This window comes from Arthrobacter sp. LFS091 (genome assembly GCF_047977885.1).
GTDB lineage: Bacteria > Actinomycetota > Actinomycetes > Actinomycetales > Micrococcaceae > Arthrobacter.
Genome location: NZ_JBFPFP010000004.1, coordinates 93,383 through 106,509, shown reverse-complemented (window position 1 = coordinate 106,509; position 13,127 = coordinate 93,383). Strand labels below are relative to the sequence as shown.

Sequence of the window (13,127 nt, the reverse complement as noted above, 5' to 3'; positions counted from 1 at the left end):
TCTCCACAAAGCTCCAGGTCCGGTCGCTGCCTTCCCCGGTGGCTGGGATACTTAAGGAATGCAGCCGCGCAAGATCGTCATCCTCGGGTCCACCGGTTCCATCGGCACACAGGCGCTAGACGTCGTCGATGGCGCGCCTCACCGCTTCGAGGTGGTGGCGCTCAGTGCGGGCGGCGGAAACCTTGGACTCATTGCGCAGCAGGCCGTCCATACGCGTGCCCAAGCGGTGGGGATCGCCCACGGGGACCCTGCGACGCTACGGCAGATGATCGATGCCGCTGCCGCCTCCGAAGGCATCGGAGGATTCACTCCGGAAATCTTCGTCGGCCCGGATGCCTCCACCCGGATCGCAGCCATTGCGTGCGACGTTGTCCTGAACGGCATCACAGGCTCCATAGGGTTGGCCCCGACGTTGGCCGCGCTCGGCACGGGAGCAACGCTGGCCCTGGCCAACAAGGAATCACTGATCGTCGGCGGCGCGCTGGTCAAGGCTGCAGCCCGCCCTGGCCAGATCGTCCCCGTGGACTCCGAGCATTCGGCCATAGCGCAGTGCTTGCGCTCAGGCACTGAGCCGGAAGTCGAAAAGCTGATCCTCACCGCTTCGGGTGGCCCGTTCCGTGGCCGCACGCGTGAACAGCTTCATGACGTCACACCGCAGGAGGCCCTTGCCCACCCCACCTGGGACATGGGCCTGATGGTCACCACCAATTCGGCCAGCCTGGTCAACAAGGGTTTGGAAGTGATCGAGGCCCACCTGCTCTTCGATGTTCCGCTGGACAGGATTGACGTGGTGGTCCACCCCCAATCGGTGGTTCACTCGATGGTCCAGTTCGTGGACGGCTCCATCATCGCCCAGGCGTCGCCGCCGGATATGAGGTTGCCCATCGCCTTGGGGTTGGGGTGGCCTGACCGTGTTCCGCGCGCCGCTCAGGCCTGCGATTGGAGCCAAGCCACCAGTTGGACGTTCGAGCCACTTGATACCGTGGCTTTCCCCGCCGTGGATCTCGCCAAGGACGCCGCGAAGCAGGGCAGTACGTTCCCGGCCGTGTTCAACGCTGCCAATGAAGAAGCGGTCGCAGCTTTCCATGCCGGGCGCATCAGGTTCACCGACATCGTGGACACGGTGGAGTCCGTCCTCAGCGAACATTCAGGCTCCTCGGAGCTTACGGTGGAGTCCGTGCTGGATGCTGAGAAGTGGGCACGCGCCCGAACCCACGATCGTTTAGCCAGCAGCAGCGCCCTGTAGCCTACAAACCCTTATGGAAGCAGTCCCACCGGTATGAGTCCCGTCCTTCTCTTCATTCTCGGAGTCGTCTTCGTCGCCATTGGCGTAGCGGTCTCCATCGCGTTGCACGAGGTAGGCCACCTGGTGCCCGCGAAGCTCTTCAAGGTCCGAGTCACCAAGTACATGATCGGCTTCGGGCCCACATTGTGGTCCCGGAAAAAGGGCGAAACGGAGTACGGCTTCAAGGCCCTGCCGCTGGGTGGTTATGTGGCCATGATCGGCATGTACCCGCCCAACAAGGACGACGGCGCCGTCCGCCCTTCCAGTACAGGAATGTTCCAGACACTGGCCACCGAAGCGCGTTCGATGGCGCACGAGGAAGTGGGTCCGGGCGACGAGAAGCGCGTGTTCTACAAGTTGCCGGTCTGGAAGAAGATCATCATCATGCTCGGCGGTCCCGCCATGAACATGATCATCGGCCTGATCCTGCTGGCGGTGCTGCTGATGGGATTCGGCGTGGCCCAATCAACCACCACAATCGCCGACGTTTCCAAGTGCCAAGTCGCTGCGGGCCAGACCGTGGACCCTGATTCCGCGGACTGCAAGCTCACCCCTGCCGCAGCTGCCGGGCTCCAGCCGAATGACACCATCACCTCCTTCGACGGCAAGGAAGTGACCAGCTGGGACGAGCTGACCAGCTGGATCCGGGCATCTGCGGGCAAGGATGTCCCCATAACCGTGCAGCGCAACGGCACGTCGGTGGAGACCACTGTGACGCCGGTACTCTCCTCCCGGCCAGTGGTCGGACCGGACGGACGCGCGGAGCAGGACGCCAACGGTGTCCTGAAATACCAGGAAGTCGGATTCCTGGGAATTGGCGCCCAGAGCGCGCTGGTACCCCAACCGGCGTCGGCTGTCCTTCCCATGGCAGGGGAGAACATCAAGCAGATCGCCGGTGTGATCTTCAACCTGCCCGCCAGGGTGGTGGGCGTCGCGAAAGCGGCCTTCAGTGAGGAACCCCGGGACCCCAACGGTCCCATCAGCGTAGTGGGCGTCGGCCGGGTGGCCGGCGAAGTCGCCGCCATGGAACAGGTGCCCATGCAGGCGCGTATTGGAACCTTGGTGGGCTTGTTGGCCGGGCTCAACTTTGCGCTGGCGATCTTCAACCTGATACCGCTCCTGCCCTTGGACGGCGGCCACGTTGCTGGCGCCCTGTACGAGGGCGCACGCCGCCAAGTGGCCAGGTTGAGGGGAAAACCGGACCCCGGGGCCTTCGACATCGCCAAACTGCTGCCTGCTACCTACGTTGTGGCCGCGTTGCTCATGGCCATGGGTGCGCTCTTGATCTACGCAGACATCGTCAAGCCCGTGAACATCTTTGGCTGAGCTGTGAATATTCTCGGCGGGGCAGGCGGGATAGGCTAGCTCCATGACTGTTTTCGCTGTTGAGTACGTATACGCCGCCGATTCCGAAGCCCTTCGCGATGAAACCCGGCCGGCGCACCGTGCCTGGCTCGGCGGACTGGCCGAGGAAAGCACGTTGCTTGCCAGCGGCCCGTACGGTGACGGCGCTGGTGCACTGTTGATCTTCAAGTCTGCGGATGAAACCCAGCTCAACGACCTCCTCAAGGAGGATCCGTTCGCTGCAGCCGGCGTTATCGCCGGAATCCGAACCACGGAATGGTCCCCGGTCATCGGTGTCCTTGCCTCTCACACGTCCTGACACGGCCGTCCTCCACTACATCGCCCCACCCCAACCCAAGGAGTCCACGTGACCTCGGTCAGCCTGGGAATGCCAGCAGCCCCACCACCCGTTCTTGCCCCGCGACGTAAGACGCGGCAGATCAAAGTTGGTTCAGTGGGCGTTGGTTCTGATTCGCCCATCAGCGTTCAGTCGATGACCACCACGCCCACCACGGACATCAACGCCACGCTGCAGCAAATCGCGGAGCTCACAGCATCAGGCTGTGACATTGTCCGCGTCGCCTGCCCGTCCGCCGATGATGCCGAAGCGTTGCCCATCATTGCCCGCAAGTCGCAGATCCCGGTGATCGCCGACATCCACTTCCAGCCGAAGTACGTCTTTGCGGCCATTGAGGCCGGCTGCGCAGCGGTCCGTGTAAACCCCGGAAATATCCGTAAGTTCGATGACCAGGTCAAGGAAATCGCTGCGGCTGCCCGCGATCACGGCACGTCCATCCGGATCGGCGTCAACGCAGGCTCCCTCGAGCCCGGCATCCTGAAGAAGTACGGCAAGGCCACCCCGGAAGCCCTTGTTGAGTCCGCTGTCTGGGAAGCCTCCCTCTTCGAAGAGCACGGATTCCACGACTTCAAGATCTCGGTCAAGCACAACGACCCCGTCATCATGGTGGCCGCCTACGAGATGCTCGCCGAGAAGGGCGACTGGCCCCTGCACCTCGGTGTGACCGAGGCCGGACCTGCCTTCCAAGGCACCATCAAGTCGGCCACGGCCTTCGGTGCGCTCCTGTCGCGCGGTATCGGCGACACCATCCGGGTCTCCCTGTCTGCCCCGCCGGTGGAAGAGATCAAGGTTGGAAACCAGATCCTGCAGTCCTTGAACCTGCGCCCCCGCAAGCTCGAGATCGTGTCCTGCCCATCGTGTGGCCGCGCCCAGGTTGACGTCTACACACTGGCCGAACAGGTCACCGCCGGCCTTGAGGGCATGGAGATCCCGCTGCGCGTCGCCGTCATGGGCTGCGTCGTCAACGGACCCGGCGAGGCACGCGAAGCGGACCTTGGTGTGGCTTCCGGTAACGGCAAGGGCCAGATTTTCGTCAAGGGCGAGGTCATCAAGACTGTGCCTGAGAGCCAAATTGTTGAGACACTGATCGAAGAGGCCATGCGCATCGCCGAAGAGATGGGGGAGGCCGATGGCGAAGATGCTGTCAAGGGTAGCCCCGTGGTTAGCGTCTCGTAACGGGACCGGCTTGGGAGTCAGGGTGCTCGGCAGTGCCGACACCCTGGCCCTTCGCGAGCTTGCAAGCGAAGACGTTGTAGCCAACGTCTTCATACTCTCGCACTTGGACAGTACGGGTACGGCGGCGCCCACCAGCGGCGGTGCCAGTATCTTCGGAGTGTTCGACGATACGACCCTCCTGGGGGCCTGTTGGGCGGGAGCAAACCTGGTCCCCGTGCAACTCGATCCCGGACTGGCTGGGTACGTAGCCAACGCTGCCCACCAGACGGGTCGACGTTACGCGTCCATCTTTGGCCCGGCCGACACAGTGCTCGCGCTGTACTCCCGTTTCGAGCAATTGGGGCACTCCGCCCATGAAGTCCGCTCCCAGCAGCCGCTCCTGACAATTTCCGGCAAACCGACCACAAGCCCCAATCCTTCGCTGACTTTCGGCAGGATGGAAGACTTCGATCGCATCCTGCCTGCCTGCGCGGCGATGTTCGAGGAAGAAGTTGGCTATTCGCCCTTCCTGGGCGGCCAGGAGTTCTACAGCAGGCGGGTTGCGGGGCTCATCCGACAGGGCCATTCGCTGGTGCACATTGATGCCACGGGCACGGTGGTCTTCAAGGCCGAGCTGGGTGCCGTGACCCCGGACGTTACCCAGGTCCAGGGTGTGTGGATGAATCCGGAACTGCGTGGGCGCGGCCAGAGCGCCGGGTACATGGCCGCCGTCGTTAATCTTTCCCGCACCTTCGCTCCGGTGACCAGCCTGTACGTGAACGACTACAACGCCAAAGCCCGTGCCACCTACGAGCGGGTGGGCTTCGAGCAAGTGGGCACGTTCGCGACTGTTCTTTTCTAGGCCTATCCGCTGCTCAGCCGGAGGCGTCAAGGTCCCCAGTGAGGTAGCGCTGGATGTTCGGCGCAGTCAGCCGGACAACTTCGTCCCGGCCGGCGGAAGCCAGGGGCTCAAGCCGGATCACGTAACGGACCAGCATCAATCCCACCACTTGGGTCGCCACCAGGTTGCCCCGCATCCGGACCTCCTCGGCGGTTCCGGGAACGCCGGCCATGATCCTGGAGAGGATGGTGCGGTTCACCATTTCCCGCATCAGCGCCGTCTTGGCTTTGGAGCCGATGGTTCCCCGGACAAAAGCCACCAGGCCGTGCTGCGCCGGACCTTCCCACAGGCGAAGTACAGCACGGACGATCGCCTCCGCCCGCGCCGCCGGGTCCAGGTCTTCGACGCCGGCCAACACTTCCGCAGGATCTGCGGGCAGTTCAACGCTCGCAGCAAAGAGTTCGTCCTTGCCGCGGAAGAAATGGTGGACCATGGCCGGGTCCACGCCCGCGTCCCTGGCGACTTGGCGGAGGCTTGTCCCCTCGAAGCCGCGTTCAGCAAAGAGGTGGCGGGCTGCTGCGAGGATGGCTTCGCGTGAATGGTCGCCGGCGTTTCGGCGGCCCCGCCGCACTTGGGGGAGGCTCACCGGCTCTGCCTCCGCAGGGTCAGCGATGCCAGGACAAGGACGCCCACCACGATTCCGCCCATGATCAATGTGTCTTGCCACAGTGCCGCTGTGGCGTCGGCGTTTCCCGCGATTTCCTTAAGTGCATCCACGGAGAACGTCAGTGGCAGGACGCCTGAGATGGCCTCGAGGACCTGGTTCATGTCGTCCCGGGCCACGAAGAGGCCGCACAGCAGGATCTGCGGCACCACCACGACGGGCATGAACTGCACGGCCTGGAACTCGGTGCGGGCAAACGCGGAACACAGCAGCCCCAAGGCGACACCCAGGACGGCGTTGATGACGGCGATCATCACTACGAAGCCGGGGCTTCCCTTGATGTCGAGGCCAAAGACCCAGTACGCAACGGCCGTGGCCACCAGGGATTGCAGGGAGGCCATGATGGAGAAGGCCAGTGCATATCCGAACAGCAGGTCGGCTTTGTGGATGGGTGTCGTCAGGAGCCGCTCCAGGGTACCTGAAGTCCGTTCGCGCAGCATGGTGATGGAGGTGACCAGGAACATCACCACGAAGGGAAAGATGGCCAGCATCATGAGGCCAACACGGTCGAAGGTCCGCGGGAATCCGGGTGGAAGCGTCTCGTTTTCATACAGGAAATAGACCGCTGCCAGCAACAGGGCGGGGACCACCAGGATCAGTGCAACGCTGCGGTGGTCGTGTCGCAGTTGCTCAAGGACGCGCCGGGTTGTGGCGATGGTCATGCGGACGTTCATGATGCCACCTCGCTTGCTGCCTGGCCGCGGTCGGCGGCCTTGATGATGGTCAGGAACGCCCGCTCCAGGTCATCGCTGCCTCCCCGAAGCGCGAGCTCCGCCGGAGTGAGTTGTGCCAGCAGGAGCCCTTCACGCAGCAGCAGGAGCGAGGAGCAGTGGGACGCTTCTTCCATGACGTGGCTGGACACCAGCAGCGTCGTGCCCGACGCGGCCATCGCCGCAAAGCGCTCCCATAGTTCGGCGCGGAGTACCGGGTCCAGGCCAACGGTTGGTTCGTCCAGGATGAGCAGTTTAGGGTGGGCCACCAGCGCGCAGGCCAGCGAAACCCTGCTGAATTGTCCGCCGGAAAGGTCGGCGGCTTTCTGCCGTGCCAGCGGGGCGAGTCCGACGGCGTCAATCGCCTCGGTGACGTCAGCCGCCGTCGCGCCGTGCATGGCTCCGAAGTACCTGACGTTCGCTTCGACGCTGAGGTCCCCGTACACGCTGGCGCCCTGGGTGACATATCCGACGTCGTGCCTTAGCGAGGCGCTGCCCGCAGGGATGCCCATGACGGTGACGGTTCCGCGGGTAACCCGCTGGACGCCCATGATGGCACGCATGAGTGTCGTCTTGCCGCTGCCGGAGGGACCCAGGAGTCCGGTAATCCGGCCGGGACCGACCGTGAAGTCCAGGCCGCGGAGAATGTGTGTCCGCCCTCTGGAGACGTGCAGTTCCGTGGCCTCGATGGCCGCTGGAGCAGGGGACATGGTGGCCTCCGGCAATGCTAATAATTCATCAATTGATGAAATTAAAATAGAACTGTCCGCTCGCTGGGTCAAGGGGTGAAACGAAAGGTCAAGGGACTCAAGTCCTTGAAAATGTGTCGGCTATCACATAGGTTCTTCCCAAGCCGTGTCGTTGGGGTACGGGTGATTGAGGGGGAATCGTGACAATGACCTTGAAGGGTGCCCTGTGCGCCCGCATCATCCGTGTGTTCGGCAATGACCAATACGTCCCAGCCGCAGGCAGTCCCGCTCCGCTGGAGGGAACGGGGAACTAGTCCCAGGACAGAGTCTGCGGCCACCGGCCGCTGAGCCACGCCATCGCAGGATGACCAGCCCACCGCGGCCAGGGGCTTCCACCACGCGACGGCGTGGCTCTTCTGTGTCCGCCGGGGTGACAGCCCCGCTTGTTCCGGGCGCGGCCCGCTGAGCCGGTAGATTGGTAGGCAGTTGTTTTTGCCACATCTGCCATAGAAACGGATACGTACCCGTGGTCCTTCGCCTTTCCCAGTTGTTCCTGCGCACCCTGCGTGAAGATCCCGTCGACGCCGAGGTCGCCAGCCACAAGCTGTTGGTGCGTGCCGGCTACATTCGCCGCGCGGCACCCGGTATCTACACGTGGCTTCCGCTTGGCCTGAGCGTCCTGCGCAAGGTCGAGGAGATCATCCGCCAGGAAATGTCCGCGATCGGAGCCCAGGAAGTCCATTTCCCGGCGCTGCTGCCGCGTGAACCCTACGAGGCCACGAACCGTTGGACCGAGTACGGCGAGGGCCTGTTCCGGCTCCAGGACCGCAAGGGTGCGGACTACCTCCTTGCGCCGACGCATGAGGAAATGTTCACCCTTCTGGTCAAGGACCTGTACTCCTCGTACAAAGACCTGCCGTTGAGCCTCTACCAGATCCAGAACAAGTACCGCGACGAAGCCCGTCCCCGGGCAGGCCTCCTCCGCGGCCGCGAGTTCATCATGAAGGATTCCTACTCCTTCGACGTCGACGACGCCGGCTTGGATGCCAGCTACGCTGCCCACCGCGCCGCGTACCTGAAGATCTTTGCCCGTCTCGGACTGGAAGTCATTCCCGTTGCCGCGACCGCCGGTGCCATGGGCGGCTCGAAGAGTGAAGAGTTCCTCTTCCCCACCGAGATTGGCGAGGACACCTTCGTGCGTTCGGCAGGTGGGTACTACGCCAACGTCGAAGCTGTCACCACCGTAGTTCCGGACGACATCGACTTCACCAACGCACCCGCTGCCCGGGTCCTGGACACGCCCAACACTCCCACTATCGATACTTTGGTGGACGCAGCCAACCAGCTGGCACCCCGCAGCGAGTCCGACGGCGGCACATGGGCTGCCGCTGACACGCTCAAGAACGTGGTCCTCGCCGTGACGCTGCCCACCGGTGAACGCCAGATCGTGGTGATCGGCGTACCCGGCGACCGTGCAGTCGACCTCAAGCGCGTTGAAGCGAACATCGGCGCGTTCCTGCCGATCGCCGGCGAAATCGGGCTCGAGGCCGCCAACGAGGACGACCTCAAGAAGCTGCCGTGGCTGGTCAAGGGTTACATTGGCCCAGGCCTGTCACTTGATGAGCCCGTCCTGGGGCTCGAGGGATCGTCCAAGGTCCTCTTCCTGGTGGACCCCCGCGTTGTTTCGGGTACGAGCTGGGTCACCGGTGCCAACGCCGAGGGCAAGCACGTCTTTGGGCTGGTCGCCGGACGCGACTTCACCTGGGACGGCGTCATCGAAAGCACCGAAGTGCGTGCCGGCGATCCCGCTCCTGACGGATCCGGCCCGCTGGAAACGGCGCGCGGCATCGAAATGGGACACATCTTCCAGCTCGGCCGCAAGTACGCCGCTGCCTTGGACCTTAAGGTGCTGGACCAGAACGGCAAGCAGGTAGTAGTCACCATGGGCTCCTACGGTGTCGGTGTTACACGCGCCGTGGCAGCCCTGGCCGAAGCGAACCATGACGACCGCGGCCTTGTCTGGCCACGTTCCGTTGCTCCCGCCGACGTCCACGTGGTCGCTGTTGGCCGTGGTGACGAGATTTTCGAGGCCGCCGAGAAGCTTTCCGCTGAGCTGGAGGCCGCCGGCCTGGACGTCATCCTCGATGACCGCCCGAAGGTCTCTCCCGGCGTCAAGTTCGGCGACGCCGAACTCGTAGGCGTACCCACCATCCTCGCCGTTGGCCGCGGACTCGTGGACGGTGTCGTGGAAGTCAAGGACCGCCGGAGCGGCGAAGCCGAGAACGTCCCGGTGGACAAAGCCGTGGATTACGTGGTCAACGCCGTACGAAACCGGTGATCTCCGGCTTCGAATCGATCCAGCTCACCACCCTCATCCTGGTTGTGGTGGCTGGTTTCGCGGCCGGCTGGGTGGACGCAGTGGTTGGGGGCGGGGGACTGATCCAGCTCCCCGCCCTGCTGCTGGTGCCCGGCATCACGCCTGTCCAGGCCTTGGCGACCAACAAAATGGGTTCCATCTTCGGGACCACCACCAGTGCGGTCACGTACTATCGCCGGGTGCGTCCTGACCTGAAAACGGCGGTACCCATGGCTGTCATCGCCTTGGCCGGGAGTTTTGGCGGGGCGATCCTGGCGGCGTCGCTTCCAGCCAGTGTTTTCAAGCCCATCATTGTGGCTGCCCTGATCGCCGTCGCAATTTTCACCGCCCTGCGTCCCAGCGCAGGGGAGCTTACAGCGCTCCGCCACGATGGCCACAAGCACTACGTCGTTGCCTGCCTGATCGGCGGGGTGATCGGCTTCTACGATGGTTTGATCGGCCCTGGCACGGGGTCGTTCCTGATCATCGCCCTGGTCTCGGCCATGGGCTATGCCTTCCTCGAAGCCAGTGCCAAGGCAAAGATCGTCAACATGGCCACCAATGCCGGAGCCTTGATCTTCTTCCTACCGCATGGATCCCTGCTCTGGGGCGTAGGGCTTGTCCTCGGCCTTGCGAATATGGCCGGCGGCTACTTGGGCGCCCGTACGGCGGTAGCCAAGGGGAGCGGCTTTGTACGCGTGGTCTTCCTGGTTGTTGTGGCCGCCCTCATCATCAAGCTTGGTATGGACGTTTGGAACGACAACTTCGCGGGCTAGCTTCTGCCTAAGCCGATTCCCCTGGACCGGGAAGGTCGTGCGCGGCCGGAAGGCCATCCAATGTCCGGCCGGCCAAGGTGCTGGCAACCCAGAGGGAACGGGCCAGGTCCCCGCCGTGCGCGGGTTTTCCGGCGTACCACAAAGCATTCTCCACCTCACGGGCGATACTCCATTGCCGGGCGGCCTCGGGATCGAGCCGGGCGGCGAGGCTGAATTCGTGGCAGCGGTCGCGCAACGCAGCCTCCGGGTCAGTCCGTGAAAGGTCGCCAATGCGGTTCCACAGGATGGGTGCGACGGCGAATTCGGCCTCACCGATCTGGGGCTGCGGATCGATGGCCAGGTAGGCGTCGCGTCCGGCCTCGTTTGCATCCAGGGTGGCCAGGATGTTCATGAAATGCAGGTCTGTGTGGACCAGGACGTCTTTTCCGGCGCGACGGCCCACGGCACCCCGTGTTTGGCACACCTCCAGTGCAGCCTCCAGCAGCCACCTGGGGAACGGGCGGTCCAGCCGTTCCCATTCAGCTGGCAGTTCGTCGCTCCACCGTTCAGCCGTGGCGGCAATATGGTCCAAATCCCGCCATTCAGGCCTGTCGTCCGGCGCGATGGACAGTTCACGCATGATGGTTCCCCATACATCCCGTGCTTCCGCCAGCGGTGCGTCCTGGAGCCAGCGGGCAGCGTCCAGCCGTTCCAGCAGCATGGAGCAACTCGGCGCATCTGCGGCAAGGAGCCGGACCGCGCCGCGGCCTCCCCACAGCGTGAGTGCGTGGCGCTCCACCCGGGCTTCGTCATGGGGAAACGCGATCTTCAATGCTGCGGGCTGACCGTGCCGCACCACGGGCACCACCAAGGCTCCGTGGCCGTTCCAAGGCTCGGCGCCAGGAGCGAGGTCTACTGCGAGCTCCCAACGGTCCAGTGCATCGGAAATGAGGCCGGGGAGGCTGGCCAACCAGTCCCGGCCCGCAGAGTCACGGTTATACCGGGCGTGGAGGTCGCCTGGCATCGGAATCATCGCGTGAAGGGTCACGCGATCAGCCTAACGCCGCTGCCGCGCCAGCTATCTAGAAAACGCCGCTGGCACCCAAGAGCGTTCCAATGGAGAACGTTGCCGCCAAGGCAAGTGCGCCGCCAACAACCACCCGTGCTGCGGCACGGAACCGGGGAGCGCCGCCGATCCAGGCCCCCACTGCGCCGGTAATCGCCAGGGCCAGCAAGACCGCCGCAAAGGTGAGCGGCACCCGCATTTCGGGTGGTGGAAGCAGGATGGCCAGCATGGGCAGTACCGCGCCCAGCGTGAAGGCAACCGCCGAGGCCAATGCTGCATTCCACGGGCTGACGATGTCGTCTTCGTGGATGTTGAGCTCGGCAGAAAGGTGTGCGGCCAGTGCGTCGTGCTCCGTCAGTTCTTCTGCCACTGTCCGGGCAGTCTCGGGGCTGAGGCCTTTTGACTCATAGATAGCCGTCAGCTCGTTGAGCTCTTCCTCGGGTTCCTCGGCAAGCTCGCGACGTTCCTTTTCGATCAAGGCCCGCTGGGTGTCGCTCTGGCTGCTCACGGAGACGTACTCGCCCAACGCCATGGAGATGGCACCGCCCACCAGGCCGGCCATGCCCGCGGCGAGGATGCTCCCGGAGTTGGTGGTGGCTCCCGCCACGCCCACCACGATCGCCGCGACGGAGACGATGCCGTCGTTGGCGCCCAGGACTCCGGCCCGAAGCCAGTTCAGGCGGTGCGCCAGGTCGTCCCGGTGGGGTTCGTTTTCATGCGTGGTCGCAGTTTCTGTGGAAGCCATGGATTAAGCCAAGCACCGCAGCCCGGGCTTGGCCAGCATGGCTAGCCTGCCCTATCTGATGCTTGCGGTGGGGGAGGCGGTGTCGCTGGGCGTCGGAAGGGCAGGCAAGTCACCGGCGTCGAGCTCAAAGCCCGGGAGTGCCGGCAAAGCGGCGCCCCAGGCGGAACTGCGCCGGCCAGCGGCAAGCAGGCCATCGATGGCCCAATCACGGGTCCCACCGGTGGACAACGCCACGAGGTCGCCGAACCGCGGCAAGGATGACGCTTCGAGGTCCGCCAATGCGGCGGCAGGGTCTTTGGCGAACTTCGCCGGGAGCCTGTACCCCGCCTCGCCTGCCGGGACATCCCCGCAGTTCACGCCGGTCAGGTCCTCGGCCTGCCGGAGCAGCACCTCGTGCACTTCGAGGTCACGGGCAGCTGCAGGGACGCTGGAAGCGCCGAGCTTTTTGACCGCTACCTGGTAGACATAGACCGCCTCGTGCTGGGCGCGGACCAACGACGCCAAGGCAGTGTCGGTGGTTGCGGCATCCGCGTCCGGGCTCGGGCTGGCCGAAGGGCAGGATCCGGCGGCCGGCGCAGTGGCGGGAACCCTGCTGGTGGTGGGCAGTGTTGGGGCAGGCAGTTTCCACGCGGCGGCCAGCTTCTCGGCGGACAGCAGCTGGGCGGATCCGACGGCGGCGAGCAGGCGTGCCATGCCGCCGTCGGACCCGCGGGCGTCGGTGAGGCGCTGCTGTCCGCTCCGGGACAGCTCCGTGACGAATGCGGACGGCGTCGCTTTCGGGGACGAAGCAGTGGCGGTTGGTGACGCAGCGGCCGGGGACGTGGGGAGCCGGCCGGCGGGGTCCAGCAGGGCGCGGGCATGGGTTGTCAGCAAAGTCACAGCGTCGTCGGCGCCAGGTTTTCCGGCATCCGGCCCAGGGGCGTCAGCCAGCGCAACGGCCGAATCACGGAGCAGCAGGGTGTCTTCCAACGCCGCAAGGCGGGCATTTTCGGAGAAGGAACGTGGTGGGGGAGTCCCGGAATCACGCGGAATAAGCACCATGCCGGTGCCAACTACCAGCAGGGCCACCACGGAAACGAGCACGAGCCGGCCCCATGCT

The 13,127-nt window shown here is 64.5% G+C and carries 13 protein-coding genes; 7 read left to right on the top strand and 6 right to left on the bottom strand.

The genetic code is table 11. The features are described from left to right. Nucleotides 1-58: 58 nt before the first annotated feature. From dxr to ACNQOP_RS08705, 5 genes are read left to right on the top strand one after another with little or no spacing between them, the layout of a single operon-like run. Nucleotides 59-1,246, top strand: a complete 1,188-nt coding sequence (gene dxr, locus ACNQOP_RS08725; protein ID WP_416404180.1) for a 1-deoxy-D-xylulose-5-phosphate reductoisomerase — start codon at nt 59-61, stop codon at nt 1,244-1,246. 33 nt (nt 1,247-1,279) lie between these two features. Next, nucleotides 1,280-2,611 (top strand): M50 family metallopeptidase, encoded by a 1,332-nt coding sequence (locus tag ACNQOP_RS08720; RefSeq protein ID WP_416404178.1) that lies wholly within the window; start codon nt 1,280-1,282, stop codon nt 2,609-2,611. A 43-nt stretch (nt 2,612-2,654) separates the two neighbouring features. Continuing rightward, nucleotides 2,655-2,948, top strand: a complete 294-nt coding sequence (locus ACNQOP_RS08715; protein WP_257371146.1) for a YciI family protein — start codon at nt 2,655-2,657, stop codon at nt 2,946-2,948. 48 nt (nt 2,949-2,996) lie between these two features. Next, nucleotides 2,997-4,163, top strand: a complete 1,167-nt coding sequence (gene ispG, locus ACNQOP_RS08710; protein WP_235521789.1) for a flavodoxin-dependent (E)-4-hydroxy-3-methylbut-2-enyl-diphosphate synthase — start codon at nt 2,997-2,999, stop codon at nt 4,161-4,163. Then, on the top strand, nt 4,126-5,004 hold the full coding sequence (locus ACNQOP_RS08705) for a GNAT family N-acetyltransferase (RefSeq protein WP_416404392.1): 879 nt from the start codon (nt 4,126-4,128) through the stop codon (nt 5,002-5,004). Before ispG ends, ACNQOP_RS08705 begins: the two co-directional genes overlap by 38 nt. Before the next feature lie 13 nt (nt 5,005-5,017). Here ACNQOP_RS08705 and ACNQOP_RS08700 read toward each other — a convergent pair whose 3' ends face one another. Genes ACNQOP_RS08700 through ACNQOP_RS08690 form a run of 3 tightly spaced genes read right to left on the bottom strand, consistent with a single transcriptional unit; the run spans nt 5,018 to nt 7,127 of the window. Then, nucleotides 5,018-5,629 carry a TetR family transcriptional regulator gene (locus tag ACNQOP_RS08700; RefSeq protein WP_257371145.1) on the bottom strand — a complete coding sequence of 204 codons (612 nt, stop codon included), beginning with the start codon at nt 5,627-5,629 and terminating at the stop codon, nt 5,018-5,020. After that, complete coding sequence (locus tag ACNQOP_RS08695) at nt 5,626-6,369, bottom strand: ABC transporter permease (RefSeq protein ID WP_257371168.1); 744 nt, start codon at nt 6,367-6,369, stop codon at nt 5,626-5,628. The genes ACNQOP_RS08700 and ACNQOP_RS08695 overlap by 4 nt, the downstream gene beginning before the upstream one ends. A gap of 8 nt (nt 6,370-6,377) precedes the next feature. Beyond that, the gene (locus tag ACNQOP_RS08690) at nt 6,378-7,127 is read right to left on the bottom strand and encodes an ABC transporter ATP-binding protein (RefSeq protein WP_416404175.1); all 750 of its coding nucleotides are present in this window, start codon (nt 7,125-7,127) and stop codon (nt 6,378-6,380) included. 505 nt (nt 7,128-7,632) lie between these two features. Here ACNQOP_RS08690 and ACNQOP_RS08685 point away from each other — a divergent pair. Next, a complete protein-coding gene (locus tag ACNQOP_RS08685; RefSeq protein ID WP_416404173.1) occupies nt 7,633-9,444 on the top strand; it encodes a proline--tRNA ligase in 1,812 nt (603 codons plus the stop codon). Continuing rightward, nucleotides 9,441-10,238 carry a sulfite exporter TauE/SafE family protein gene (locus tag ACNQOP_RS08680; protein ID WP_416404171.1) on the top strand — a complete coding sequence of 266 codons (798 nt, stop codon included), beginning with the start codon at nt 9,441-9,443 and terminating at the stop codon, nt 10,236-10,238. Before ACNQOP_RS08685 ends, ACNQOP_RS08680 begins: the two co-directional genes overlap by 4 nt. Before the next feature lie 7 nt (nt 10,239-10,245). On the opposite strand, the gene ACNQOP_RS08675 is transcribed toward ACNQOP_RS08680, so the two are convergent. From ACNQOP_RS08675 to ACNQOP_RS08665, 3 genes are read right to left on the bottom strand one after another with little or no spacing between them, the layout of a single operon-like run. Continuing rightward, nucleotides 10,246-11,265, bottom strand: coding sequence for an aminoglycoside phosphotransferase family protein (locus tag ACNQOP_RS08675; RefSeq protein ID WP_284987767.1), 1,020 nt, complete (start codon nt 11,263-11,265; stop codon nt 10,246-10,248). Nucleotides 11,266-11,299: 34 nt separating this feature from the next. Further along, entirely contained in the window at nt 11,300-12,028 is a 729-nt protein-coding gene (locus tag ACNQOP_RS08670; RefSeq protein WP_257371142.1) for a VIT1/CCC1 transporter family protein, read from the bottom strand. A 51-nt stretch (nt 12,029-12,079) separates the two neighbouring features. After that, complete coding sequence (locus tag ACNQOP_RS08665; RefSeq protein ID WP_416404169.1) at nt 12,080-13,111, bottom strand: DUF4439 domain-containing protein; 1,032 nt, start codon at nt 13,109-13,111, stop codon at nt 12,080-12,082. Between the last annotated feature and the right edge of the window lie 16 nt (nt 13,112-13,127).